We start from the raw sequence: 25,646 nt of genomic DNA, 5'->3' as shown, positions 1-25,646 counted from the left end.
TCAGCCGGTCAGATCGGGGCTGGTCGTGGTGCCGAGCGGCAGACCAAAGTGACATTTTAACTTTGCAAACCGGCGGACATTTCAACCTTGCCGCCACATTGTGTGTGATGAAGCGGATGCAAGACCTAGCGTCCCCTTCAGCTTGCTCCTCCTGGATGGACCAAGCCAAGGTCATATCGGATTGGCTGAGCCGCCCACCGATCTCGCCACTCACGAGGAAAAGAAGATCGAGCGAAGGCAGCGGCCGTTTGGTGTCTCCGGTGATCGGTAGCCTGACCGCGTCTGGCGCGATCGCTTCCGGCGCCAGCAAGCAGCTTTGCATGTAAGGCAGCGCAGCAACTTCATACCCATCGCACCCGACCGCAGATCACGGCCTGACTGTGTCGAACCGTCGAGAGTTGCTGCGGCACCCGTTGTTCACGCCTAGTGCCGTTCCCACATCAGATAGCGAAGAGACTTGATGCGGCCGGGCACAAGGCACTCGATCAGCGCTTGCGTACGAACTCGGTCCGCAGGACAAGCCCCTTGATCGCATCATGGCGGCAATCGATCTCCTCGGGATTGTCGGTCAATCTGATGGATCGTATCACGGTGCCTTGCTTCAAGGTCTGCCCAGCACCCTTGACCTTCAGGTCTTTCACCAGAACGACGGAATCCCCATCGGCAAGGACATTGCCCGACGCGTCGCGGACCTCGGCAGCCCTGGCTTTTTCGGCGGCGATCTCTGATGCCGGGCGCCACTCGCCAGTCGCTTCGTCATAGATGTAGTCGTCGTTCTGGTCACTCATTTCGGTCTTCCTTCATGTATCGATAATGCACGATCCAGCCCCAGGCTGGGTGAACATAATGTGCCTCTATAGGGTGGCACCGTCTGCGTAAACCTCGGCGCTCATACGGTCCGATCTTCACCGCAACCGGTGCAGCGACCTCCGGCATATTGCCATCGCGTGATTTCAAGCGTGACAATGCTTGAGGCCGCCCCTTTTCCTGCGCGTCGACAGCCCTACAATTCTGCTAGATAGCTGGAGTTATTCCGATGCGCGCTTTTTTCGCAGTGCTTGTTTTATGCGTTGCGTCCCTCGTATCGATCGCCGCCGTTCGCGCCGAAGATCCGATCGAGGCAACGCGCACGATGATCGAGGAGCAGATCAGGGCATTTCTGCGTGACGACGCTGAGGCGGCCTACTCTTATGCAGCCCCTGGGCTGAAGCAGCTTTATCCCGACAAGAACGTCTTCTTCGCCATGGTCAAGAAGAGCTACGAGCCTGTCTATCACCCCGGCAACTATGCGTTCGGTCGCAGCCGCTCGATCGACGACGGTGCGGTGATCTATCAGGAGGTCCTGATCACCGGTCGCGACGGCAAGGATTGGACCGCAGTCTACCAGGTGTCTCGCCAGCCCAATGGAGACTACAAGATCAATGCCGTCCAGATCGTGCCGAGCACCGATAGCGAAGGCATTTGAGACCTAAGCCAGCGGAGAAGCCTCTGCTGATGGAGCGCGTTCTGCTGTGCCTGGCGCGAGGCAAGGCGGGGCCGTCACACCGGATCGAGATCGCCCCTCGCCCATTCCGCTTCCGTCTCCGCCATGAAATCGGCGAAGCGTCCTTCGGCGATCGCCTTGCGGATGCCCTGCATCAGTTCCTGATAGTAGGAGAGATTGTTCCACGAGAGCAGCATGCCGCCGAGCGCCTCGTTCGAGCGCACGAGGTGGTGCAGATAGGCGCGAGAGTAATCGCGCGTCGCCGGGCAGTTCGACTGCTCGTCGAGCGGGCGCATGTCCTCGGCATGACGGGCATTGCGGATGTTCACCTTGCCGCGGCGGGTAAAGGCCAGGCCGTGACGGCCCGAGCGGGTCGGCATCACGCAGTCGAACATGTCGATCCCGCGCGCCACCGAGCGCAGGATGTCTTCAGGCGTGCCGACACCCATGAGATAGCGAGGCTTCTCGGTCGGTAGAACCGGCAAGGTTTCTTCCAGCATCTTCAGCATGACAGCCTGCGGTTCGCCGACTGCAAGGCCGCCAACGGCGTAGCCCTTGAGGTCGAGCTGCGCGAGCGCCTCGGCGGAACGCACACGCAGTGCCGGAACATCGCCGCCCTGCACGATGCCGAACATCGCCTTGCCCGGCTGGTTGCCGAAGGCGATCTTGCAGCGCTCGGCCCAGCGCAACGACATCTCCATGGCACGCTCGATCTCACGCGGCTCGGCCGGAAGTGCTACGCACTCATCGAGCTGCATCTGGATATCGGAATCCAGCAGTCCCTGGATCTCGATCGACCGTTCCGGCGACATGTGGTGCAGACTTCCGTCGACATGGCTCTTGAAGGTCACGCCCTGCTCGTCGAGCTTGCGCAAGCCGGACAGCGACATGACCTGGAAGCCGCCGCTATCGGTCAGGATCGGCCCATCCCAGCGGATCAGCTTGTGCAGCCCGCCAAGCCGCGCAACGCGCTCAGCCGTCGGGCGCAGCATCAGGTGGTAGGTATTGCCGAGAATGATGTCAGCGCCGCCCTCGCGCACCTGGTCAAGATACATCGCCTTGACGGTGCCGACGGTGCCGACGGGCATGAAGGCCGGCGTGCGGATCGTGCCACGCGGCATGGAAACTTCGCCGAGACGCGCGCCGCCATCGGTCTTCTTGAGGGTGAACTGAAAGTTCTCGGTCATCTAGTCTTTCCGGAAAAGAAGGCTGGAATCGCCATAGGAATAGAAGCGGTAGCCTGTGGAAATGGCGTGGTTATAGGCCGCGTGCATGGTCTCGAGGCCGGCGAAGGCCGAGACCAGCATGAACAGCGTCGAACGCGGCAGATGGAAATTGGTCATCAGCACATCGACCGCCTTGAAGCGGTAGCCCGGCGTGATGAAGATACCGGTGGCGCCCGCCCAGCCGCGGATCTCGCCGCTATCCTGCGCGGCACTCTCGATCAGCCGCAGCGAGGTGGTGCCGACGCAGATAATCCGCCCGCCCCTCGCCTTCACGGCATTGAGCTTGGCGGCCGTCTCGCCGCTGACATAGCCGCTTTCGAGATGCATCTTGTGATCGTCGGTATCGTCGACCTTCATCGGCAGGAAAGTGCCGGCGCCGACATGCAGCGTCACGAAATGGCGCTCGATGCCGGCCTTGTCGAGCGCTTCGAAGAGCTCGGGCGTGAAATGCAGCCCGGCGGTGGGTGCGGCGACAGCGCCGTCCTCGCGGGCGTAGATGGTCTGGTAATCGGCGCGGTCGCGCTCGTCCTCGGCGCGCTTGGCGGCGATATAGGGCGGCAGCGGAATATGGCCGACGGAATGGATGACTTCATCGAGCGCCGGGCCCGACAGATCGAAGGCCAGCGTCACCTCGCCGCCCTCGCCTTTTTCCTCCACGGTGCAGTCGAGCGCCCCGAGGAGGCAGCTTTCGCCATCATGGCCGAAGGCAATCCTATCGCCAACCTTGATGCGCTTGCCTGGCTTGGCAAACGCCTTCCAGCGGTTGGCGCCGACCCGCATGTGCAGCGTCGCCGAAACCTGCTGGCCGCCCGCGCCCTCACGGTGGCGAATGCCTTCAAGCTGGGCGGGAATGACCTTCGTATCATTGAAAACGAGCGCATCCCCCGCCCTCAGGAACGACGGCAGGTCACTGACGCGGTGATCGGAAAGCTGCGTCTCGCCATTGGGTTCGACGACGAGCAGGCGCGCGCTGTCGCGCGGTTCCGCGGGCCGCAGCGCAATCCGCTCCTCAGGCAGCTCGAAATCGAAAAGGTCTACACGCATCGGGGCAATTCCGGGAAGGCTGGTCCAGGCAAAGCGAAACCCGCCCCGCGCTTTCGCGCAAGGGCGGGTTCCAGCAAACATCACAATCAGACGTCGGCGGCAACCCGCATCGAGACGATCGAGTCCGGATCGACGACCGGTTCGCCCTTTTTGATCTTGTCGATGTTGTCCATGCCTTCGATGACCTGGCCCCAGACGGAGTACTGCTTGTTCAGCCAAGGAGCATCGGTAAAGCAGATGAAGAACTGCGAGTTGGCCGAGTTTGGATTCTGCGAACGCGCCATCGAGCAGGTGCCGCGAATGTGGCTGATTGCCGAGAATTCGGCCTTCAGGTCCGGCTTCTCGGAGCCGCCCATGCCGGCACGGCCCGGGTTGAAGCTCTCGCCGCCCTTCTTGCCGAACTTCACGTCGCCCGTCTGGGCCATGAAGTCGTTGATGACGCGGTGGAAGACGACGCCATCGTAAGCACCCTCGCGCGCGAGTTCCTTGATGCGGGCGACGTGACCAGGCGCCACTTCCGGCAGCAGCTGGATCACAACCTTGCCCTTGGTGGTTTCCAGGATGATGGTGTTTTCGGGATCCTTGATCTCGGCCATTTCTTTTTCTCCTACTTCTCTTGAAACTTACTTCTTGCCGACGGTGACCTTGATCATCCTGTCGGGATCGCTGACTTCACCGTTCTGGCCTTCGCCACGCTTGATCTTGTCGACGTTCTCCATGCCCGAGACGACCTTGCCGACGACCGTGTACTGGCCGTTCAGGAAGGAGCCGTCAGCGAACATGATGAAGAACTGCGAATTTGCAGAATCTGGATCCTGCGAGCGCGCCATGCCGACCGTGCCACGCACGAATGGCTTCTTGGAGAACTCGGCCGGAATGTTCGGCAGGTCGGAACCGCCGGTGCCAACCTGGTTCTTGTCGAAGCCCTTTTCCATGTTGCCGTACTGCACGTCGCCCGTCTGGGCCATGAAGCCTTCGATGACGCGGTGGAAGGCAACGTTGTCGTAGGCGCCCTTCTTGGCCAGCGCCTCGATCTGGGCAACATGCTTCGGCGCAACGTCCGGCGCGAGCTCGATCACGACCGGACCGCTTTTCAGCTGGATCGTCAGGGTGTCGGCCGCAAAGGCGTCCCCGGCAAAGGAAGCGAGATAAAGCACGCCGGCAAATGCGAGATAAAAGAGTTTCATGTTAGCTCCGTTGCGGCGAAAAATGTCGCCTAGGATTTGCGCTTGGATTGTAGGGCTTTCAAGACTGCCGTCGGCACAAATGCGCTGACATCGCCTCCCATGCCTGCGATTTGACGGACCAATGTGGCCGTTATGGGCCGCGAGGCGGTTCCTGCCGGCAGAAAGACGGTCTGAATGTCAGGTGCCATCTGTCTGTTCATGCCTGCCATCTGCATTTCATAGTCGAGATCGGTCCCATCCCGGAGGCCTCGGATCAGCAGGCTCGCGCCATGCGCGCGTGCCGCGTCGACCACCAGATTGTCGAAGGCAACGACGGAAATGTCGCCTGCCTTGACCGGGAGTGCTTCAGCCAGTGAACTGCGGATCAGCTCGGCCTTCTCGTCATAGGAAAAGAGCGGCGTCTTGCCTGGATGAATGCCGATTGCGACGATAACCTTCGAGGCGACGCTCAGCGCCTGAACGAGCACATCCAGATGTCCGTTTGTGATCGGGTCGAAGGACCCCGGATAAAAAGCTGTCGTCATGTGCCCGGCCGTTTCTTTCGACGCCTTTTGTCACGGATAATGGCTTCCCGCAAGTCATTTGCCCGCAACTGAACGATGGATGAATGCGCCGTTCAAGGCGGCTTCAGATGCCCATCCTTATAACAGGCAGCGTCATCAACCGTTGCCGTCCGGCAGCGGCCCTACCCGGAAAAGTCTCATGTTGGTCATTCTTGTCGTGGTTGCCGTCTTCCTCTCTCTCATTGCGGAATCTCTCTATTCCTACGTGCAGAGCCGCAATGATGCCGATTGGGTGCGTTCCGACGTCCGCGAGCATCGCGCGATCATCAGAACGATGGGTAAGGTGACATTTAAACCGATTAAGCTCTCTGAACGCCAGATGAACGAGGCATTCAAAGTCGCTTCAGATCGGGCTTGGTAAACGACCAGTCAATATCCGACGGAACCATTTCCAGACGGATGCGTTCATTCAACCGAAGCGTAACGCGATACGCCGCACAAGGAAGATAATATGCCCAATAAGGTTACCATGATTAATGCAGTTTGGATGGTAATGATGACAGGTATGGTTGCTGCAACTATCGCGCTTTACGATCAGAAAGTTGATGCGTCCAAGGTATATGGCCCCTATGCGTCGGCACGCGCCGCCGTCATGAGCCAGTACTGAGGGACGTGAGCGCAACGGCCAGGAGGCTTGCCCATGTTCACGATCTTAACTGTGCTTACCGCCCTTATCAGCATCATGTTTGTCGTGTCCGTGGCGTCAACAGTCACTGCCCTGCGCCGCGAAAGCGAAGACCTCAAGAAGATGAACAGCAAGCATAGCGTCTTCTAGACGCGCTGTTCGATCAAAGAGCGATTACGAGATTTGACGTGCCATGACCGGACGAATTCTTCGTCCGGTTTTTCGTTGTAAGCAAAATAAACCTCCACCTTCGGTGGAGGACTGGACGTGTTCTACATTGTGATTGAGAGACCTCCGTGCTTGGACCGTTATGCTGGCCGAGACATAGAACGGAGGTTTTATGGATGAGCGATCACAATCCCACGCGACGTGGGACTGCAAATATCACGTGGTGTTTTCAAGCAAGTACCGAACCAAACGACTTTACGGGGACTTGCGCCGTGAGTTGGGTGACTTGCTGCACAGGCTTGCTCAACAAAAGGACTGCCGGATCGAGGAAGGGCACTTGATGCCCGACCATGTGCATATGCTGATATCGATCCCACCGAAGTATTCGGTGTCGCACATCGTCGGCTTCTTGAAGGGCAAAACAGCCCTTTACGTGGCCAATAAATATGCCCGCAAGCGGCGCTACAAAGGCTATCACTTTTGGGCGCGTGGGTACTTCGTGTCTACGGCTGGCTATGATGAGCAGGTCGTCAGACGATATATCCGTAATCAAGAAAAGGCCGACAAAGCTTCCGACTTTGCCGACCTGTTTAACACTAGCTACTAACCTATAGCAAAACCGCTTCTAGCGGTTCAAGCGCAGCGTTTCAAACCTCCACCTCTGGTGGAGGTCATGACTTACGCATCGCTGGCTGTTAGATCGACCGCAGCGTCCAGTCGACGATCTGGCTCGCCACTGCCGAGAACGCACGATCGAGCGCCTTCACGTAGCCATCGTTTGATCCCCCGCCGGCGGGCACCGCCTGCCTGAAGACCTTTTGTGTGCGCACGGAACCATTGCGATCGTTGAGGATCTTGGCGGAGATCTCGACCACGGCCTGGCTGCCGTTGCCGGCACGCACCTCGAACGCACGGATATCGGTTACGACCTGATAGTCGATCGCAAGCCCCTGCCCCGGAATGCCCACACCGGTGAGCTTGCCTGAGTTCTCGTAGGCCTGGACCAGCTTGGCCTGCACCATGCGGGGCAGCTTATCGCCCCACTGCGCCTTGGCCAGATATTGGATCTCTGACGGAGACACCCGGACCACGATCTGGTCGCTGTCCAGCGGCTTGAGCGCCGTCGGCAGCTGGACCAGGATCTGGCGACCTTTTGCGGATGGCCCGCTGCCGGTCGCCGTTGCGGACAGATCATAGGTATTGTTCTTGGCGGACGTTCCGCAGCCCACAAGCGCAGCGGCCAGCAGCGGCATGGCGATCGCGGTCCTCAACAGCCACGAACGGCGCACCAAAAAATCCGATACAGCCATATGCTGACTTCCCCTCTTACCGCCGCGTCCGGCCGTCAAATTGCTTTACTGTGTCGCCGCCGAAGATCAGCCGCTGCGGATTTTGGTCAAAATTGCTGATCGCGTCGTTCAAGTTCTGAACGGTCGAGCGCGTATCGTTGATCAGCGACTGTACGTCGCGCAGTCCGCCGCTCGAGAATTTCTGCAGATTATCCGCGATCGGGCCGATGCGAGCGTTCAGGTTGTCCGCGACCTTCTTAAAGGAATCCAGCGTATCGCGCGCCTGGGTGAACAGCGACTGTGTGCTGTCGGAACCAAGCAATGTATCGAGCTTCGCCATGATGCCGTCGACACGGGTCGAAGCGGCGTTCAGCTTGCTGGCCATCTGCGTCACGTTCTGGATCGTCTGGTCGATGTCCTTCTGGTGGGAAGAAACGGTATTCGCCACATCCTTGATCGAGGCGACGGCGACGCGCGCATCCTTTGTCGCCTGAGCGATATCGTCGACCGATCCCTTGACCTTTGCCGGGTCGATCTGCCCGACGAGCGTATCGACCTTGTCGAGTGTTGCCTGGGCCTTCTTGCCGACCTCGTTATAGGTCGAAGCCGTTTCCTGGAACTTTTGAATGGCGCCCTTCAGGTCGCCGGATGCATTGGCGACGTCGTCGCTGACCTTCTCCGCATTCGCGAGAATATGGTCGATCTTCTTGGCGTCCACAGCCTTGACCAGTGCCTCGACAGCCTCAAGCGTGGAATCCACCCGGCCGGAAACCTTGCGAACGGTATTGGACAGATCGCCAACGCTCTGCAGGAAGGAATCGATGTTTCCTGAATTCTTTGCGAGTGCGTCCGAGAAGGTCTCGGCATTCTGCAGGGTCTTGGTCAGCGGCCCTCGTGCATCCTTTACGAATCCCTGCACCTGGCCGACGGCGTCATTCGCGCGATCGAGGATCTTGTCTGCGGTCGCAAGCAGGTTCGTGACGCTTGATTGCTCGGCGACGATCACCGCGCGCTTCCCGGTCGCAAGAGACTCCTGCACGATGTTCTTGTCGCCCACGCGGCCGCCGGAGAGCTCGATATAGGCCGCGCCTGTGAGGCCCTGGATTTCAAGAATGGCCTTTGTGGAGGGATAAATTGGTGCATCCACGCGTACTTCGGTGAACGCCAACGAGAATTGGGGATCGTCGGCATCGATCGAAAGCGATTTGACCGAGCCGACCTGAATACCGTTGAAACGCACCGGAGAGCCGACGCTGAGCCCGTTCGCCGAGCCCGGAATGCGTACGATCAGTTCAGCCATCGGGCCGCCCCGACCGTATTCGGCCATCCAGTAGACAAAGCCGAACGCGGCCGCGATCACGAGCACCGTGAAAAAGCCGACAATCGTGTAATTTGCTTTGGTTTCCATTCCGGTTATTTCCCGCGGCTATCTTGCGCCGGCCTGTCGTGGGCGGCGGTGTGGCTGTCCTGCGGCACGATGGAGCGCGCGCGTTTGCCCTTGAAATAGGCCTGAACCCACGGATCATCGTAGGCCAGCATGTCCTCTACGGTCCCCTCCACCATCACGCGCTTCTTACCGAGCACCGCAATGCGATCGCAAACCGAAAACAGGCTGTCGAGGTCATGGGTCACCATGTAGACGGTCAGGCCGAGCGTATCGCGAAGCTTGGCGATAAGTTCGTCGAACTCGGCAGCACCGATCGGGTCCAGGCCGGATGTCGGCTCGTCCAGGAACACCAGTTCCGGATCCAGCGCCAGCGCACGCGCAAGGGCGGCGCGCTTGATCATGCCGCCCGAGAGCTCCGACGGGTATTTGTCGGCGGCGTCGGCAGCAAGGCCGACCAGGCGGATCTTCAGATGCGCGAGCTCGTCCATCAGCGACGTCGGAAGGTCCAGATACTCGCGCATCGGCACCTGGATGTTTTCCTTCACCGTCAACGACGAGAACAACGCGCCCTGCTGAAAGAGAACGCCGAGACGCATATCCAGCGAGTTGCGCTGCTGTTCGTTCAGTTCATCGAAGTCCTGGCCGAGAATCTTGATCTGGCCTGACTGTCGCGGCAGCAGGCGCAACACCGTGCGCATAAGCACTGACTTGCCGGCACCCGACGCGCCGACGAAACCAAGGATCTCGCCGCGGTAGATGTCGAGATTCAGCTTGTCGAGGACGATCTTCGACCCGAAGCCGACGGTGACGTCGCGCGCTGAAAGCACGATGTCCCGCTCCTCTTCTCGTGTCGTCGTCACTTGTTCGTCCACGTCCGATCCCTAGAAATTGATAGCCGCATAGAACATGGCAAAAAGCCCGTCCATGAGAATGACCACGAAGATCGCCTTCACCACAGCAGCCGTCACATGCTGACCGAGCGACTCAGCACTACCACCCACTTTTAAGCCTTCGACGGCCGCAACGATACCGATAACAAGCGCCATGAACGGCGCCTTGATCATGCCGGACAGCACAGTCGACAGCGTGATGGCCTCATGCAGGCGTGCCAGGAAGTTCGCGAAAGTGATGCCCGAATAGGCCCAGGCAACCACAGCAGCGCCGAACAGGGAGGCAAAATTGGCAATGACGGTCAGCAGCGGCAGGGCGACGGTGAGCGCAACGAGGCGCGGGAAAATCAGGACGCCGACCGGGTTGAGCCCCATGACCTTCAGCGCGTCGACTTCCTCACGCATCTTCATCGAACCGATTTCAGCGGTGATCGCGCTGCCCGAGCGGCCCGCGATCATGATGGCCGTCAGCAAGACGCCGATTTCGCGTAGCTGCAGAATACCGACGAGGTCGACCACGAAGACTTCGGCGCCGAAATACCGAAGCTGGAAGGCCCCCTGCTGGGCGATAATCGCCCCAATGAGGAAGGACATCAGCAGAATGATCGGCACGGCGCGTACGCCCATGTGGTCGATCTGGTTGACGATGGAGGCAGGCGAAACGCCGCTGCCGCGGCCGAACTTCATCTGCGCACCGCGAACGGCCGACCCGAGGATGTACATCGCCGCGGCGAGGTTGTTCCAGATGTCGTAGGTGATCTTGCCGATGGGGGCAAATACCCGCTGCGCCAGAGATTGCTTGGGGCCAGGCTCCTGCTTCTGTTCGGCGGGTTCTTCCGAGAAGGACGCAATCAACTCGTCGATATGAGGATTGCTGCCTTCGAACCGTACGCTGCCGCCGCCCGCTTCCACCTGTTTCTTCAACCGGCAAAGCAGCCAGACACCGGCGGTATCGATGTCGGTGACGGCCGATAGATCCAGCGTGACATCCCCGCTGCCGCGCGCTGCAAGCTTCTCGAAATCGTTGAGGACAAGGTGGACGTTGGCGCTTCGCCAGTTTCCCTCGAGATGGACGTGCTTACCCGAACCATTGGCTTGGTCGTCCACATGCAGTGAGGCGGCGTTACGGTTTTCGGATTTCAAAACGCTTGTGTCTTTCAAGGCTTACGGCGACATTGCCGACTCGCGAACAATGGTTCGCCGCTCGCGTCCAATATACCGAAGCCACACAAGATTTCCATGCGTGCAGGATTGCAAATATGCCACGGTCGCTCGAAATTAGAACAGACTCCTTCCCCATTGCAGGGACGTTTACGATCTCGCGCGGTGCCAAGACCTGGGCGGAGGTCATTGCCTGCATCGTCACCGAAAACGGCGTTTCCGGCTGGGGCGAGTGCGTTCCCTACCGTCGTTACGGCGAGACCATGGAAAGTGTTGCGGCGCAGATCGAGGCCGCGAAGCCGCTGGTGGAGGCAGGGCTTTCGCTCGCCGATCTCCAGCGAGCCATGCCTCCGGGAGCCGCGCGCAACGCTGTCGACTGTGCGCTTTGGGATCTTCGAGCCAAGCAATCGGGAACCTCTGTGGCGACGATACTTGGTTTGTCCGAGCCGCGCCCGCTGACGACCGCGTACACGATTTCGCTTGGTGAACCTGACGTGATGGCCGAGCAGGCCCGCGCAAACCCTGGCCGCGCCTTGTTGAAGGTCAAGGTCGGCACTGGCGACGACGAGAGCCGAATTCGCGCCGTCAGGGCGGCAGCCCCCGATGCCGCTATCATTCTCGACGCCAATGAAGGTTGGCCGGAAGCGATGCTCGAACATCATCTGCGTGTATCCGCCGAGGCGGGCGTCGCCCTCGTGGAACAGCCCCTTCCCGCGGGCAAGGATGAAATGCTGGCCGTGATCGATCATCCGCTCCTGATCTGCGCCGACGAAAGCGTCCATCACGCCGGCGATCTCGCCAGCCTTCGCGACCGCTACGATGCTATCAACATCAAGCTCGACAAGACAGGTGGCTTGACCGAGGCGCTCGTGATGAAGCGCGAAGCGCAGCGCCTGGGCTTCAAGATCATGCTGGGCTGCATGGTCGGAACATCGCTTGCGATGGCACCAGCGGTCCTGCTTGCCCAGGACGTGGAGTTCGTCGATCTCGATGGGCCCCTGCTTCTTGCGCGGGACCGCGAGCCCGGTCTTCGCTACACGGCATCGCTCGTCTGGCCGCCAGAAGCGAGCCTCTGGGGCTGAAGATAGTAGGCAACAATGATAAGGCCGAGGCCCAGCAGGGCGGCGGTGGCCATCACGTAGTAGCTGGCAAGACCGAGAATGGCGTAGATGTATCCCGATGCGATCGTCATCAGCGCCATGAACATGCCGTTGTAGAAGAAGTAGGCGCCTTGGGCCGACGATTCCTGCGTTTCCTGAACGCTGGCCACGATTCTCCGCTGCACGCCAGTGTGGACGAAAGCGAAGCTGAAGGCGTGGAGACATTGCAGCAGGAAGAAGCCGACAAATCCCCAGTGCAGCGGGAAGAGGATCCAGCGACAGATACAGACGCCGGCACCGAAGCGGATGAGCGTCCAGGCATCGAAACGCCGGCTGAGGCGCCTCGACAGGAAGAAGACCGTGACTTCCGCGGCAACGCCGGCACTCCAGAGCACGGCGATCTCGGTGCCGGAGAAGCCGAGATCCCGCCAGTAGATCGATGCAAACGTATAGAGCAATGCGTGGCTGGACTGCTGGATGGCAACACCGATCAGGAGAACCAGCAGATGCGGCTGGCGCAGCGAACTGCCGGTTGCCGCGGGAATGTCGACAGGCGTGCCACGCCGGCGCGTCGGGCCGATCCGTGGACAGTACATCGCCATGACCATCGTCATCACGAATCCGAAGATCATCACCGGCAACACCATTTCGCCGCCCCAACGGCCGATCAGCCGGCCGCCGACCAGCGTCGAGATGATGAAGGCAATCGAACCCCAGACGCGCATCGAACCGTAATCGAGACCCCAGCGCCGAACGCCGGAGATGACGATCGACTCTACCACCGGGATATAGGGGGAGAACGTGGCGCCCTGGATCGTATAAACGATCAGAACCGGCCAGAACGTCGTCGTCCAGTAAAGGGCGATCGCCGTCAGCAGTGAAAGCCCACCCGAAAACACAAGAACGTCCGCACGCTCCTTCATCCGGTCCGCGTACATCGCGACAATGGGTGCGACCAGCACGCGCACGATCATCGGCACGGCAAGGATAAGGCCGATTTCATGATCGGTGAATTTGTGAAGTGCCAGCCAGACTGGAAAGAAGGGCAAGGCAACGCCGTTCACAAGGAGAGGCGCGCAGTAGGACAGCGCGCTTAGCAATCGGAAGCGCGGTGGCGCGCCCTCTCCCCTGGAGAGATTTTGAACGGGAATCATGGGTAGACCTGAAGGAAACTGACCGTTGCCTAACACGTCAACCTAAGGGCGACTATGGCAAGAAATAGCCCGCCCAAACCGATTTCAAAAATAATTGGGGGCTGTCGCGCGAACGCAACGCCCGAAGGGTGCCTTCGATAAATGAGAAGTGCCGAAGCAGCCTGCCTACGCGGCCTGCTGCGCGAGTTCCGGCTTCTGGTGTTCGATGGCAAGCGTAACAGGTTGAGCGTCGGCCATCGTGCGCCATTCGATCAATTCGAATGTGCCGTCCATGTGTTCGACGATTGCCGTGCAGCTTTCCACCCAGTCGCCGGTGTTGATGTAGCGGATACCGTCCATGTCCTCCATGACAGCATGATGGATGTGGCCACAGATCACGCCGTCGGCGTCGTGCTTGCGCGCCTCGTCGGCAACGACCTTCTGGAACTCGCCGATGAAGTTCACCGCATGCTTAACCTGCAGCTTGGCCCAGGCGGAGAACGACCAGTACGGCATTCCAAGGCGTCTGCGAACGGCGGCAAGGCCGACATTGATCATGATCGCCATGTCGTAGGCCCAGTCGCCGAGATAAGCGAGCAGCCGCGCGTTGCGAACGACGACATCGAACTCGTCGCCGTGAAGCACGAGATACTTCTTGCCGTCGGCTGCCTCGTGCATCATCCGTTCGGCGACTTCAATGCCGCCGAAGTGCATGCCTGGAAAGTCGCGGAGGAATTCGTCGTGATTGCCGGGTATGTAGATGACGCGCGTGCCTTTGCGCGCCTTGCGCAGCAGCTTCTGCACGACGTCGTTACAATCCTGCGGCCAGTACCAGCTGCGCTTCAGGCGCCAGCCATCGACGATATCGCCGACGAGATAGACGGTGTCGGCCTCGTGATATTTAAGGAAATCGAGCAGAAAATCCGCCTTTGCGGCCTTCGAGCCGAGATGTACGTCGGAAATAAAGAGCGTACGGAAGTGACGGGTATCCATATTATCCTTCACAAGCATCCTGCCCGTGTCCCTGGTTCATCTATGTCTCTGAAAACCAGAGTCGTGTTTCAGGAAGATGACATCCCCTCTCCTCGCCGGTTTTTGCACATCGGTCCCAAGGTCTCGAAACCATGGTTCAAATTGAGCAATTTTCGAAAATTTGACTGTCCAGCGGTTGCGTTTGATGTATTGAAGGCCACCAAAGACAGCATGCGACAGCCCGGAGACGACGATGGATCATCACGAAAAATCCAAGACGGAAGCGAATACGGCAGGCGGAAGCCTCGATGAGCAGGCACTGTTCTTCCACCGCTACCCCCGTCCCGGAAAACTCGAGATCCAGGCCACCAAGCCGCTCGGCAACCAGCGCGACCTTGCGCTCGCCTATTCGCCCGGCGTTGCTGCTCCCTGCCTCGCCATTCGCGACAACCCGGAGACGGCTGCGGATTATACCTCACGCTCGAACCTCGTTGCGGTCATCTCCAACGGCACGGCAGTGCTGGGCCTGGGCAATATCGGCCCCCTGGCATCGAAGCCGGTGATGGAAGGCAAGGCGGTCCTCTTCAAGAAGTTCGCCAACATCGACGTTTTCGATATCGAAGTGGATGCCACGACCGTCGATCAGATGGTCTCGACGGTTGCGTCGCTGGAGCCCACCTTCGGCGGTATCAACCTCGAGGATATCAAGGCGCCCGAATGTTTCGAGATCGAGCGCCAGCTTCGCGAGAAGATGAAGATCCCGGTCTTCCACGATGACCAACACGGTACCGCCATCATCGTTGCCGCGGCTATCCTGAACGGTCTGGAACTGGCCGGCAAGAAGATCGAAGAGGTCAAGATCGTCGCCTCCGGCGCCGGTGCTGCCGCACTCGCTTGCCTCAATCTCCTCGTCACGCTCGGCGCGAAGCGCGAGAACATCTGGGTCCACGATCTCGAAGGCCTCGTCTACGAAGGCCGCGTCGAGTTGATGGACGAATGGAAGAGCGTCTACGCGCAGAAGAGCGATACGCGCACGCTCGCCGAAAACATCGGCGGCGCCGATGTCTTCCTCGGTCTCTCCGCTGCCGGCGTGCTGAAGCCGGAGCTGCTGGCACAGATGGCGGATAAGCCGCTGATCATGGCGCTCGCCAATCCAAACCCCGAAATCATGCCGGATCTCGCCCGCGCCGCCCGCCCGGATGCGATGATCTGCACGGGGCGTTCGGACTTCCCGAACCAAGTCAACAACGTCCTCTGCTTCCCGTACATCTTCCGCGGCGCTCTCGATTGCGGCGCCGTCACGATCAATGAGGAAATGAAGATGGCGGCCGTTCGCGCCATCGCAGCCCTTGCCCGCGAAGAACCGTCTGACGTCGCCGCTCGCGCCTATTCCGATGAAACGCCGATCTTCGGGCCGAACTATCTGATCCCCTCGCCGTTCGATCCGCGCCTCATCCTCCGCATTGCGCCTGCTGTCGCCAAGGCTGCGGCAGAGAGCGGTGTCGCCGTGCGCCCGATCACCGATTTCGATGCTTACCTCGACCAGTTGAACCGCTTCGTCTTCCGCTCCGGCTTCGTCATGAAGCCGATCTTTGCCGCTGCGAAGAACGCCGACCGGAAGCGGGTGATCTTCTCCGAAGGCGAAGACGAGCGCGTATTGCGCGCTGCCCAGGTGCTGCTTGAAGAAGGCATTGCAAAGCCGATCCTCATCGGTCGTCCGCAGGTCATCGAGACCCGTCTGAAGCGCTACGGCCTACGCATCCGGCCGCTGTCGGATTTCGACGTGATCAACCCGGAAGACGATCCGCGTTTCCGTGAATATGTCGATCTCTATCTGTCGCTGGTCGGCCGCCGCGGTGTCATCCCCGAAGCCGCCCGCACCATCGTGCGCACGAACACCACCGTGATCGGCGCCCTTGCCCTGAAACGCGGTGAAGCCGATGCGCTGATCTGCGGTCTTGAGGGCCGCTATGAGAAACACCTGCGCGACGTGCGCCAGATCGTTGGCAAGCGGAAGGATGTTCGCGACTTCTCGGCGCTCAGCCTCTTGATTTCGCAGCGCGGTGCGACCTTCTTCACCGACACGTACGTCACCTTCAATCCGACGGCCGAGGAGGTCGCGGAATCGGCGGTTCTGGCAGCCGAGGAAATCAAGCGTTTCGGCATCACGCCGCGCGTTGCCCTCGTCTCCCATTCGAACTTCGGTTCTCGCGAGTCCGAAAGCGCGACGAAGATGCGCGCGGCTCTGAGCCTGGTTCGCGAAAGCGCGCCGACGCTTGAGGTCGATGGTGAAATGCATGGCGAAAGCGCGATCACCGAGACACTACGAAAGCGCGTCATGCCGGATACGACGCTCCACGACGAAGCGAACCTCCTGGTGTTCCCGAACCTCGACGCGGCCAACATCACGCTCGGTGTGGTGAAGTCGATGACCGACGGCCTTCATGTCGGTCCGATCCTTCTCGGTGCCGCGCTGCCGGCTCATATTCTCGCGCCGTCGGTCACCTCGCGCGGTGTGGTCAACATGGCCGCACTCGCCGTGGTCGAGGCCTCTCAGCCAGCCTGAGTGGCCGAAACCGAGAAAATGCTTTAGGATTCCGACGGCAGCTTGTTAAGACAAACAAGCTAAGACAAGGGGCGGCGACACGCGTCGCCCCGACTGGTATTTGCTCATTTGCGGGACGATGCCTTGAAACGCCGGAACCTGTCTCTCGCGCTGCTGATAGCCCTCTCGACGACGCCCGCTGCCGCGCAAGTCGCACCGATCTGCGGTGAGCTGCGCGCACGGCTTGCCGATCTGCCGCAGGTGATCGGCAGCAACCCGGAAGTCCGGCGCTTTGCAAGCGCCATCGCCGAGCAGAACCTTGAGCTTCGCAAAGTGAGAGGCGACTTGCGGCGCAACGGCTGCACTTCAGGAAGCATGGTGGTCATCGGCGGTGACGATGCGGATTACTGCAGCGAGCTCGAGCAGGCCGAAGCCAGGATGGCCGACAATATCCGTTACCTGCAGGACCGACGCGACGAACTGCGCTCGCAGAGTGAGGATACGCGGACCCGCAACGAGCTGATGGCCGCGCTCGACGCCAATAGCTGCAACGAGGAACCGCCTGTCAGCGACGATCCTCGATATGCCGAGCCGCCGAGCGTCGAAGATCAGGCGATGCGCAACGATACCTTCATTCCGCTCGGAGGGAGCCCAGGCCGCAGGTTTTATGGTGGCGTCGGCACGCAAGGCCTTTCCGACCTCAATACCGTCTGCGTACGGACCTGTGATGGCGGGTTCTTCCCGATCAGCTCTAATGCGACCTCATTCGACTTCGCCCGCGACGCCGACACCTGCTCGAAGATGTGCCCTGGTATCGATACCGAACTCTTCTATCATGACGTTTCGAACACCGAGACGTCGAACATGACGTCGACGACATCGGGCGCGCCCTACAGCGCGCTGCCCAATGCCTTTGCCTACAAGAACCGCAAGCCCGGCGAGAAGTCTTCCTGCACCTGCGATCTCCCCGGTTATTACGAACGCATGCGGAAAAATCAGTCGGCAGTCAGCGAGCCTCCGCAAAAAGGCTCGATCACAACGATCCAGACCGCGAAGCCGGCGCCTGCCCCCTCTACCGCGCCTGCCCCGCAGGCTACCGTGCCGGATCGGCCGTATGAGCCACAGAGCGGCAAGGTGCGGCAGGTCGGCCCGCAGTTCCTCGCGGGCGATCAGGAAACGATAGATTTGAAACATCCGATGACCCCGGGCGCCCAGCCGCAACAGCAGTGACGCTTACGAACCGTCTTCCGTTCGCCCCCACGCATCGCTGAAGATCAGTTCTGAAAGCGGCACACGCTGCCGCCAGCCTTTGACTGCGAGCTCAGGCTGGTCATAGAGCTGATCGACATAGCCGACACAGAGCCAGGCCACGATTTCGACCCGTTCCGGGACGCCGAGTATCTGCTTCAGCTCCGCCTCGTGAAAGATGCTGACCCAGCCAACACCGATGCCTTCCGCCCGCGCGGCGAGCCACAGGTTCTGGACGGCGCAAACCGTGGAATAAGAATCCATGCGCCGATTGTGTGTTCGCCCGAGCACCACATCGCCACATCGGTCCGGATCACAAGTGATGCAGATTCCGAGAGGTGCACTCCGGATGCCTTCCAGCTTCAGTGCACGATATGTCGCCTGTTGCTGGCCGGAGAACATCTCTGCGGCCTCGATATTGGCGCGATTGAAAGCCTTCCAGACGCGGAGCCTCACGTCCTGGTCGCGCACCAGGATGAAATTCCAGGGCTGCATGAAGCCGACCGAAGGCGCGTGATGCGCGGCCTCAAGCAGCCGCCTGACAGCGTCGTCAGGTATCGGGTCCGGCAGGAATTGGGATCGAACATCCCGTCTGGTTTCGATTGCCTTGTAAACGGCCGCGCGTTCGTCGGCCGAAAAGGCACCAGCTCTCGATAGAGAGCCAGATTTGTCTGGTCGCATCGTCAATCCCCAACAATACAACCGCCCGCCGTCCACGCGGGTCAGTCTATGATTGTCGGGCCGGTCTTCTGACTTGGCGTCATCCGTCTGTCGCGCCTTCCCGGCGCAAGCCAGTGGCATATCAAGCGGCAGACGTCGGCCTTACAGCGTTGGGCACGTTCCGGTCTTTCACCGAATTCCCGATTCTCCCGCCGCTTGGCGGGCACCCGACGCGCGTTCTATGTCGCGAAACGAAGACAAAGGCAATCGTTCAACCCGATACCGGGAAGTAGCGGACATACGCGAACTCGTCACCATTCGGTGACCAGTTCGGAACGTTGATCGTCCCCTGCCCGCCGAAGAGCTCGAGCAACGTTGTCAGATTGCCGCCATCCATGTCCATCATCCGCAGCCGGACATTCAGGTCGCGCGGGTGGTCGAACACGTCAGGATCGTATGAGAGGATCAGAATCCGGTCGTTATCGGGCGACGGATGGGCAAACCAGTTGCCGTAGTTGTCCTGCGTGACCTGCTCGAGCCCGGTGCCATCCGGGTGGATGCGCCAGATCTGCATCAGGCCGGTGCGGCTCGAGTTGAAGTAGATCCAGCGGCCGTCGGCGGAGTAATCAGGACCGTCATTGCGCCCCTCGCCCTGGGTCAGGCGCCGCTCTTCGCCACCCTCGACCGAAATCGTGTAGATATCGAAGACGTCGTTGCGGATGCCGCAATAGGCGAGTTCCTTCCCGTCTGGCGACCAGCCATGCCAGTAAGACGGAAGGTTCTGGGTAACCAGGCGCGGCGTGCCGCCTTCGATCGGCAGGACATAGATCGCCGATTTCCCGAACTCGGTCTTGTCCGAGATGACGATCTGCGTTCCATCAGGCGAGATGCCGTGATCATTGTTGCACTGGACGGCGAAGCCGGTATCCAATCTCTCGAAGTCGCCTGAGCCGTCGAGGGCGAGGCGATAGAGCAGCCCGTCGCCGTTGAGCAGCAGATAGCTCCCGTCGGGCGAGAAATTCGGTGCTTCGACAAGCTTTTCGGTCTGCCAGACAATCCGGGCAGTGCCCGTTCGAACGTTGTAGATCTCTACGGAACTGCGCACGCCAAGCCTCCTCAAACTCAAACCGGTCCCTGACCTACGCGACCGATCGATTGGGCGCAAGAAAACTCTGGGCGGCTGCATTGCCCGAAAGGGCGATACCCTTTCCGTTCAGGCTCGGCGGGCATCAACAAAATGCGAGAACTGCAGGAAACTAAAACGGTTCATCTAGCGTTCATGACCAAGATGTGACAGTTCGGTGAAGGTTTTATGATATTGGAGTTTCACCGTTGATCGCGCAAGTTTTAAGGTCCGGAGCGGCGTCTCGTGTCGCGTCGTTCTACGCTGGCGCGGGTGAAGGTCGTGCCTCCATATCGCGCGGCGCTGTGGGGATCGCCCTTTCTGCGCTGATTGCACTTTTTGCAACGATTACGGTTGAAATGATCGCACGCGGCGGCGTTGGCGACGTGGGGACATTCCTCACCTCAACAGCCCGTCCCGGCATGACCACTGTGGTGATGCTGACGGTGCTGATGCTCACCCTCGATGCCGCTTTCGGCCGACGCTTTCTATCCGCCTTGATCGTCCTGCCGCTGGTGATCGTTCCCGCCTTCGTTTCCAATCAGAAGCAGCATTACCTCTCTGATCCTCTCTATCCGTCGGATATCCTGTTCGGTCGGCAGATCATGGAGCTTCTGCCTGTCATGGTGCGCGAGCGACCGGTCACGGCGGTCGCGCTGGCAATTGGCATCCTGTTGTCGCTGGCCGGCATGGTCTTCGCCTGGCGCTTTGCATGGCGGCATTTCCCAAAGCTGCAGAGCAAGACGCGCGTCAGGTGTCTTTGCCTCGGTCTGCCCGTGGTCGCCGCGTTCGGCTCGCTGATGGACTACTCGCAATACTCCTGGATCCGCGATCGCCTGCAGGTCGTGCCGATGATGTGGGATCAGAAGGAAAATTACCGCAGCAACGGGTTCATCCTTGCCTTCATCTTCAACGTCCCGATGGCCGACGTCGCCGCACCCGCAGGCATTGGCCCGCAGGCGCTGGACGCCATTCCGGCACGCAACTACGGCTATCTCAGCGGCCCGAGCGAAAAGCCGGATGTCATCATGGTGATGAGCGAGTCCTTCTGGGATCCGACACGCCTGAAGACGCTGAAGCTGTCGGCCGATCCGATGCCGAACATCCGCGCTGCCCAGTCGGGCTACGTCTTCTCGCCGGAGTTCGGCGGCATGACCGCCAATGTCGAGTTCGAAGCGCTCACCGGTTTCTCGAACGCATTCCTGCCCTATGGCAGCATTCCCTATCAGCAGTATATCCGTAACGACATTCCCTCACTGGCGACCTTCTTCCGTGGGCAAGGCTATGCCGCTCGCGCACTGCATCCCTTCAGCGGCTGGTTCTGGAACCGCAACGAGGTCTACAAGGACTTCGGCTTCGAGGAGTTCCGTAGCGAGGAAACGATGCCGGCGATGGAAAAGCGCGGCATTTTTGCCTCCGACGATGCGCTGATGAAGGAGATCATGCAGGAGGCGGATGGGATGGATCGCCCCTTCTTCTTCTTCGCTGTCACCTTGCAGGGACATGGTCCTTACGAGCCCAATCGCTACAGCAAGAACACGATCGACATCCAGGGCGCTGGCCTGACCGATTCAGATCGTGCGACGCTCGGGACCTATACGCAGGGCGTGAAGGAGGCTGACGACAGCTTCAAGATGCTCACGGACTGGGCAAGCAAGCGCGAACGCGAAACCATCATCGTGCTCTGGGGCGATCATCTGCCGCCACTCGGCAGCGTCTACATGGATACTGGCTATATGCCGGATCAGGTCGCGACCCGTAAGGCATCCGTCAGCGTGATGAAGCAGGAGCACGAGACACCGCTCGTCATTTGGTCCAACAAGAAGGGCGTGAAGTCCAATGTCGGAACCATCAGCCCCTCGTTGCTGCCTTATCACCTCTTGAAGTTCGCAGGCTACGAGCACCCCTATTACACCGGCTTCCTGGGTCGTGTTCAGAAGAAGTATGCGGTTGTTGATCGCTACCAGCTGATCGCCCGCGACAACACCCCTTCGCCCGATTGGGTTCTCAACCCCAAGAACCTGGATCCGCTGGTCCGCGACTATCGCTATCTCCAGCATGACATCATGTTCGGAAAGGCGCAGTCCCTTGAGCGCTTCTTCCCGCAGCATGCCTGGCTGAACAGCGCCGGCTTGTGACGGCAATGCGGGGCTGACCGCATTGCAATTTGGCATGAGAACGGAATACTTCGCCCCGAAGCAAAACAATGCATCGGGAGTCGATCCATGCACAATCTATCCGATTTCGTACACCATCATTTCGATAAGTCCACTGGCGAGCTCAGTGATATCGAGAAGCGCGTTCTCGCCAAGGCGCATGAGCGCAAGATCATCTCGACCAACGTCAATGCCGCCTTGCAGGCGAACGCGTCTCTAGGCGAACGCCTGGCGGATTCCATAGCGCGCGTCGGTGGTTCCTGGGGTTTCATCACCGGCTTTCTGGCTTTTCTCGTCGTCTGGTGCGTGGCCAACACCATCGTGCTCGCGACCGGAGCATTCGATCCCTATCCGTTTATCTTCCTGAACCTCGTGCTCTCGATGCTCGCGGCCATTCAGGCACCGATCATCATGATGTCGCAGAACCGTCAGGCCGAGCGGGACCGCTTCGAGGCTGCGAAGGATTACGAGGTAAACCTCAAGGCGGAACTGGAGGTATTGTCGCTGCACCAGAAGATCGACATGCAGGTTCTGACCGAGATCGCGGCCATGCGCGAAGAGCTTGGCAGGCTTTCGCAACGCCTGACGAGCTGAATAGAGCCTGGGGCGATTTAACTATATCGAGCGATCAGCAAGAGAGCGTGCGCATCGTCCATTGAAAAAGTGCAGTAAGTGTAAGAGGAGAGCGGCGAGGATATACCCGCCAGGCTGAGCAGACATGGATGAGACTTGCCGCACCATTCCCCGCACCGTTCCAAGCGGGAAGGTTCATACACGTGACGAAATCCTCTACCATCCCGCATTCCTGTCGGTCGAACGCCAGATCGCCCTGCATCTTATAGGCATCCACAAGCGGGCACCACGCCTCGCGCGTCTTGTGGCCTCCCACCGCAAATGGCTGCTGACGCACTCACTGTTTGCCATGAACATAGGTCGTGACCGAACAGATCCGACGTCCGGGCTGACGGCAAGCCGATTGATGCAGGTAGCGACCGATCTCAAGGTGGCGAGCAAGAACACGGCGGCATCCTTCCTGTCGGAGCTGCTGGCATACAAGTTTCTGCGCGATGTTCCTGACGAAAGCCCTGATCGCCGGCTTCGACGGCTGGAGACCACCGAGGTTAGCAACGAAGCCATGCTGTCCTGGTTCCTGGGGCACATGTCCTGCCTCGATCGTCTGGACGGCGGAAACCGCGCGGCGATGACAGCGGCGGAGCCGCGCCTCTTCCAGCTGGCCCAGCCGCATGCGGCGACCGCTCTGATCCATGAACCGGGCTGGAGAGACCCGCGCGACAGCATCGGTCATTTTCTCTGGTCCGAGGTCGGTGGGCTCATCTTGCACGAACTGATCAGCCGCCTGCCCGATGACGCCCGCGAGCACGAGCGGATCTATATCGAAGGTGTCAGTTTGAGCGAACTTTGCACCGAGTTCGCGATCTCGCTGACGAACATCAAGCGGATGTTCAAGAAGGCGGAGGTTGTGGGGTTGCTCGGCTGGGACGAACCCCGCAGCCGCGGCAAGCTCTGGCTGTCGCAGTCCTTCATCGAAGACTATTTCTACTGGCAATCCTTCAAGTTCGCCCAACTCGACCGATCGATCCATTGGGCGGCCGCCGAGCTACGCGACGACAATCGGAGGAGTTGAGCGATAAGGTGGCCCACGTCGGCAGATTAGGTCGCAATGATTTATTGTGATGCACGCATCACGTTTATTATGTAATGCAAACTTAATATGTTTGCATGTACGCTTTGGTTGTTCTCACCCAGCTCTAGCTAGCTTAAGGGGTAGTGCAGATGAAGCGCATGAGGCATCTTCTTTTCAACACCCGTGGCGCGGCCGCAATCGAGTTTGCAATTGTCGCCCCCCTATTTCTCCTGGTCGTCCTGACGCTGATCGCCTACGGGATCTATCTAAGCGCGGCGCACGCCTTGCAGCAGTTGACGGCCGACGCCGCACGCACGGCTGTCGCCGGCCTTTCCGAACAGGAACGGACGCAGCTGGTCAACAACTACATCACCATTTCGACACTGAACGATCCGTTGATCGACCGGACAAAGCTGCATGTGTCCGTCGCGACCGACACGCAGAACAGCAATCAGTTCACGGTCACCACGGAATATGATGCCAGCGCATTACCCATCTGGAATCTCTATAGTTTTCCGCTTCCAGACAGCAAGATACGCCGCTTCGCGACGATCCGCATGGGTGGCATATGAGCCGAAAAATGAGCATGACTCTGTCGCGCCTTGCAAGTTCAAAGGATGGCAATATCGCCGTTGCCGCCGCAGTTTGCGCACCGCTGATCCTCTATTGTCTGGCGCTTGGGGTGGACTACGGCATGATGACGCTGCAGCAGCGTCGGCTGCAGCAACTGAGTGACATCGGCGCGATCGTCGCTGCATCCGATATCAACAACGCTGCCGCCAACTTGGTTGCTAACTTTCAGAGAAACGGTCTGAACGTTGCAGTGAAAACCGGTGCCGGGTACACCACCCCAAACGGCAGCCAGCTCCTCAGCAACCAACAGCTCAGCCAGTTCGATGCTGTAGTCCAGTACACGCCAGGGGTTTATGTAGCGGATTCATCCATTTCGTCCGGCCAACGGTTCATTGCCGGAAGTCAGCCATACGATGCCGTAAAAGTTGCAGTGCAGCAGAAGGCGGAGCTGACCTTTGCCGCAACTTTTGCGACGCCTCCGACCTTGAGCGCGGTCGGCACCGCATCGGCTGCCAAGATTGCCGCGTTTTCCATCGGTTCACGTCTGGCGAGCATCAACGGCGGCGTCCTCAATGCCCTCCTGGGTAGCCTGCTTGGAGCCACGGTATCACTGAAGGCGGCCGACTACGACGCATTGCTATCGACGGACGTTGACCTGCTCTCCTTTCTTGACCTGCTTGCCACCAACCTGAACCTCACGGCGGCGAACTACGACGAGCTGCTTGCGACGCAAATCTCCTACCCTCGCCTGCTGAATACACTCGGCAAGACGCCCGGCCTCTCAACGACGGTTACCAAGGCTCTGTCGTCGATTGAGAAGGGGCTTGGGCAGACGCAGCTCAAGGTCAAGCTGGAGGACTTCCTGAGCCTGGGTCCCATGGGCGAGCGGCTGGTCGGCACCGGGTCTCACCTCCAGGTCGACGCGAGTGTCATGGACATACTCTCTGCGACGGCGCTCGCGGCCAACCAGAAAAACCAGGTTGCCGTCACTCTCGCCGGCGCTGTGCCGGGGCTGGCCAATGTGACTTTGAAGCTCTCGATCGGTGAACGTCCGACGGGTGTTACATCAAATACCGTGGGCGCGACCGGTGCCGCGGTAAGGACGGCTCAGATCCGGCTCGCGATTGAGGCAAGCGTTCCCGGACTCGGGGCGATTGCCGGTATCAAGGTGCGGGTCCCCGTTTATGTCGAGGCAGCCTACGCCGAGGCGAAGCTTTCGACCTTCAGCTGCCTCGGTGGCAATCCGAGAAACGCCAGCATCGGCGTCGATGTTGTACCCGGGGTCGCGGAGATAGCGCTCGGCGATGTCGATCCCACGGCAATGGCGAACTTCGGCAGCAAGCCGCGTGTGACGCCCGCGACGCTGATCGACGCCACACTCCTGAAGGTCAGCGGGATGGCCGATGTGAACTTGACCAACACCGCAAAGACGCGCCTGACCTTCCAAAGCAACGACATTACCGCCAAG

The 25,646-nt window shown here is 59.8% G+C and carries 27 protein-coding genes and 1 riboswitch; of the genes, 13 read left to right on the top strand and 14 right to left on the bottom strand.

Annotation, left to right across the window (positions count from 1 at the left end):
- Positions 1-485: 485 nt before the first annotated feature.
- Entirely contained in the window at positions 486-788 is a 303-nt protein-coding gene (locus A6U87_RS17510) for an alkylphosphonate utilization protein (RefSeq protein WP_065692575.1), read from the bottom strand.
- A gap of 248 nt (positions 789-1,036) precedes the next feature.
- Between A6U87_RS17510 and A6U87_RS17505 the strand changes: the two genes are divergently transcribed.
- Positions 1,037-1,465: a DUF4864 domain-containing protein gene (locus A6U87_RS17505; protein WP_065692574.1), complete on the top strand. Its 429-nt coding sequence runs from the start codon at positions 1,037-1,039 to the stop codon at positions 1,463-1,465.
- A gap of 74 nt (positions 1,466-1,539) precedes the next feature.
- Here A6U87_RS17505 and tgt read toward each other — a convergent pair whose 3' ends face one another.
- The 5 genes from tgt to coaD form a co-directional block, all read right to left on the bottom strand.
- Positions 1,540-2,670, bottom strand: coding sequence for a tRNA guanosine(34) transglycosylase Tgt (tgt, locus tag A6U87_RS17500; RefSeq protein ID WP_065692573.1), 1,131 nt, complete (start codon positions 2,668-2,670; stop codon positions 1,540-1,542).
- A complete protein-coding gene (queA, locus tag A6U87_RS17495) occupies positions 2,671-3,753 on the bottom strand; it encodes a tRNA preQ1(34) S-adenosylmethionine ribosyltransferase-isomerase QueA (RefSeq protein ID WP_065692572.1) in 1,083 nt (360 codons plus the stop codon).
- A gap of 86 nt (positions 3,754-3,839) precedes the next feature.
- The gene (locus A6U87_RS17490; protein WP_065692571.1) at positions 3,840-4,349 is read right to left on the bottom strand and encodes a peptidylprolyl isomerase; all 510 of its coding nucleotides are present in this window, start codon (positions 4,347-4,349) and stop codon (positions 3,840-3,842) included.
- A 27-nt stretch (positions 4,350-4,376) separates the two neighbouring features.
- Positions 4,377-4,940, bottom strand: a complete 564-nt coding sequence (locus A6U87_RS17485; RefSeq protein ID WP_065692570.1) for a peptidylprolyl isomerase — start codon at positions 4,938-4,940, stop codon at positions 4,377-4,379.
- Positions 4,941-4,969: 29 nt separating this feature from the next.
- Positions 4,970-5,464, bottom strand: coding sequence for a pantetheine-phosphate adenylyltransferase (gene coaD, locus A6U87_RS17480; RefSeq protein WP_065692569.1), 495 nt, complete (start codon positions 5,462-5,464; stop codon positions 4,970-4,972).
- Positions 5,465-5,642: 178 nt separating this feature from the next.
- Here coaD and A6U87_RS17475 point away from each other — a divergent pair, with 178 nt between their 5' ends.
- The 4 genes from A6U87_RS17475 (at position 5,643) to tnpA (ending at position 6,903) form a co-directional block, all read left to right on the top strand.
- On the top strand, positions 5,643-5,864 hold the full coding sequence (locus A6U87_RS17475) for a hypothetical protein (protein ID WP_065692568.1): 222 nt from the start codon (positions 5,643-5,645) through the stop codon (positions 5,862-5,864).
- Positions 5,865-5,954: 90 nt separating this feature from the next.
- Positions 5,955-6,110 carry a hypothetical protein gene (locus A6U87_RS30185; protein WP_198928724.1) on the top strand — a complete coding sequence of 52 codons (156 nt, stop codon included), beginning with the start codon at positions 5,955-5,957 and terminating at the stop codon, positions 6,108-6,110.
- Positions 6,111-6,143: 33 nt separating this feature from the next.
- Positions 6,144-6,278, top strand: coding sequence for a hypothetical protein (locus tag A6U87_RS30605; RefSeq protein ID WP_275078412.1), 135 nt, complete (start codon positions 6,144-6,146; stop codon positions 6,276-6,278).
- A gap of 190 nt (positions 6,279-6,468) precedes the next feature.
- Positions 6,469-6,903: an IS200/IS605 family transposase gene (tnpA, locus tag A6U87_RS17470; protein WP_065692567.1), complete on the top strand. Its 435-nt coding sequence runs from the start codon at positions 6,469-6,471 to the stop codon at positions 6,901-6,903.
- A gap of 88 nt (positions 6,904-6,991) precedes the next feature.
- Here the strand turns inward: tnpA and A6U87_RS17465 are convergent, their stop codons facing one another.
- The 4 genes from A6U87_RS17465 to A6U87_RS17450 are packed head-to-tail and all read right to left on the bottom strand — an operon-like array spanning position 6,992 to position 11,023.
- Positions 6,992-7,606 carry an ABC-type transport auxiliary lipoprotein family protein gene (locus A6U87_RS17465; RefSeq protein WP_065692566.1) on the bottom strand — a complete coding sequence of 205 codons (615 nt, stop codon included), beginning with the start codon at positions 7,604-7,606 and terminating at the stop codon, positions 6,992-6,994.
- Between the two features lie 16 nt (positions 7,607-7,622).
- On the bottom strand, positions 7,623-8,993 hold the full coding sequence (locus A6U87_RS17460) for an MlaD family protein (protein ID WP_065692565.1): 1,371 nt from the start codon (positions 8,991-8,993) through the stop codon (positions 7,623-7,625).
- 5 nt (positions 8,994-8,998) lie between these two features.
- Positions 8,999-9,844: an ABC transporter ATP-binding protein gene (locus A6U87_RS17455; protein WP_065692564.1), complete on the bottom strand. Its 846-nt coding sequence runs from the start codon at positions 9,842-9,844 to the stop codon at positions 8,999-9,001.
- Between the two features lie 9 nt (positions 9,845-9,853).
- On the bottom strand, positions 9,854-11,023 hold the full coding sequence (locus A6U87_RS17450; protein WP_198928723.1) for an MlaE family lipid ABC transporter permease subunit: 1,170 nt from the start codon (positions 11,021-11,023) through the stop codon (positions 9,854-9,856).
- 98 nt (positions 11,024-11,121) lie between these two features.
- Here A6U87_RS17450 and dgcA point away from each other — a divergent pair, with 98 nt between their 5' ends.
- Positions 11,122-12,105, top strand: coding sequence for an N-acetyl-D-Glu racemase DgcA (gene dgcA / locus A6U87_RS17445; RefSeq protein WP_065692562.1), 984 nt, complete (start codon positions 11,122-11,124; stop codon positions 12,103-12,105).
- Here the strand turns inward: dgcA and A6U87_RS17440 are convergent.
- Entirely contained in the window at positions 12,057-13,277 is a 1,221-nt protein-coding gene (locus tag A6U87_RS17440; RefSeq protein ID WP_065692561.1) for an MFS transporter, read from the bottom strand. The two genes, dgcA and A6U87_RS17440, sit on opposite strands and share 49 nt — an antisense overlap.
- 165 nt (positions 13,278-13,442) lie before the next feature.
- Positions 13,443-14,267: a UDP-2,3-diacylglucosamine diphosphatase gene (locus A6U87_RS17435; protein WP_065692560.1), complete on the bottom strand. Its 825-nt coding sequence runs from the start codon at positions 14,265-14,267 to the stop codon at positions 13,443-13,445.
- A 214-nt stretch (positions 14,268-14,481) separates the two neighbouring features.
- Between A6U87_RS17435 and A6U87_RS17430 the strand changes: the two genes are divergently transcribed.
- Both A6U87_RS17430 and A6U87_RS17425 read left to right on the top strand, forming a co-directional pair.
- Entirely contained in the window at positions 14,482-16,794 is a 2,313-nt protein-coding gene (locus tag A6U87_RS17430) for an NADP-dependent malic enzyme (RefSeq protein WP_065692559.1), read from the top strand.
- Between the two features lie 123 nt (positions 16,795-16,917).
- Positions 16,918-18,003 carry a DUF2865 domain-containing protein gene (locus tag A6U87_RS17425; protein ID WP_065692577.1) on the top strand — a complete coding sequence of 362 codons (1,086 nt, stop codon included), beginning with the start codon at positions 16,918-16,920 and terminating at the stop codon, positions 18,001-18,003.
- Positions 18,004-18,006: 3 nt separating this feature from the next.
- On the opposite strand, the gene bluB is transcribed toward A6U87_RS17425, so the two are convergent.
- On the bottom strand, positions 18,007-18,702 hold the full coding sequence (gene bluB / locus A6U87_RS17420; protein ID WP_065692558.1) for a 5,6-dimethylbenzimidazole synthase: 696 nt from the start codon (positions 18,700-18,702) through the stop codon (positions 18,007-18,009).
- Positions 18,703-18,742: 40 nt separating this feature from the next.
- Positions 18,743-18,927: riboswitch (cobalamin riboswitch) on the bottom strand.
- A gap of 25 nt (positions 18,928-18,952) precedes the next feature.
- Complete coding sequence (locus tag A6U87_RS17415) at positions 18,953-19,786, bottom strand: TolB family protein (RefSeq protein WP_065692557.1); 834 nt, start codon at positions 19,784-19,786, stop codon at positions 18,953-18,955.
- A 227-nt stretch (positions 19,787-20,013) separates the two neighbouring features.
- On the opposite strand from A6U87_RS17415, the gene A6U87_RS17410 reads away from it, so the two are divergent.
- From A6U87_RS17410 to A6U87_RS17390, 5 genes are all read left to right on the top strand, one after another.
- A complete protein-coding gene (locus A6U87_RS17410; RefSeq protein ID WP_065692556.1) occupies positions 20,014-21,942 on the top strand; it encodes an LTA synthase family protein in 1,929 nt (642 codons plus the stop codon).
- 87 nt (positions 21,943-22,029) lie between these two features.
- On the top strand, positions 22,030-22,554 hold the full coding sequence (locus tag A6U87_RS17405) for a DUF1003 domain-containing protein (RefSeq protein ID WP_065692555.1): 525 nt from the start codon (positions 22,030-22,032) through the stop codon (positions 22,552-22,554).
- A 124-nt stretch (positions 22,555-22,678) separates the two neighbouring features.
- On the top strand, positions 22,679-23,605 hold the full coding sequence (locus A6U87_RS17400) for a hypothetical protein (protein ID WP_065692554.1): 927 nt from the start codon (positions 22,679-22,681) through the stop codon (positions 23,603-23,605).
- A 149-nt stretch (positions 23,606-23,754) separates the two neighbouring features.
- Positions 23,755-24,177: a TadE/TadG family type IV pilus assembly protein gene (locus A6U87_RS17395; RefSeq protein WP_065692553.1), complete on the top strand. Its 423-nt coding sequence runs from the start codon at positions 23,755-23,757 to the stop codon at positions 24,175-24,177.
- Positions 24,178-24,185: 8 nt separating this feature from the next.
- The coding region (locus tag A6U87_RS17390; protein WP_065692576.1) for a pilus assembly protein TadG-related protein at positions 24,186-25,646 on the top strand (1,461 nt) is incomplete at its 3' end.

The sequence above is a fragment of the Rhizobium sp. AC44/96 genome (assembly GCF_001692185.1).
GTDB lineage: Bacteria > Pseudomonadota > Alphaproteobacteria > Rhizobiales > Rhizobiaceae > Rhizobium.
This window is presented reverse-complemented; position numbering and strand designations above follow the sequence as displayed.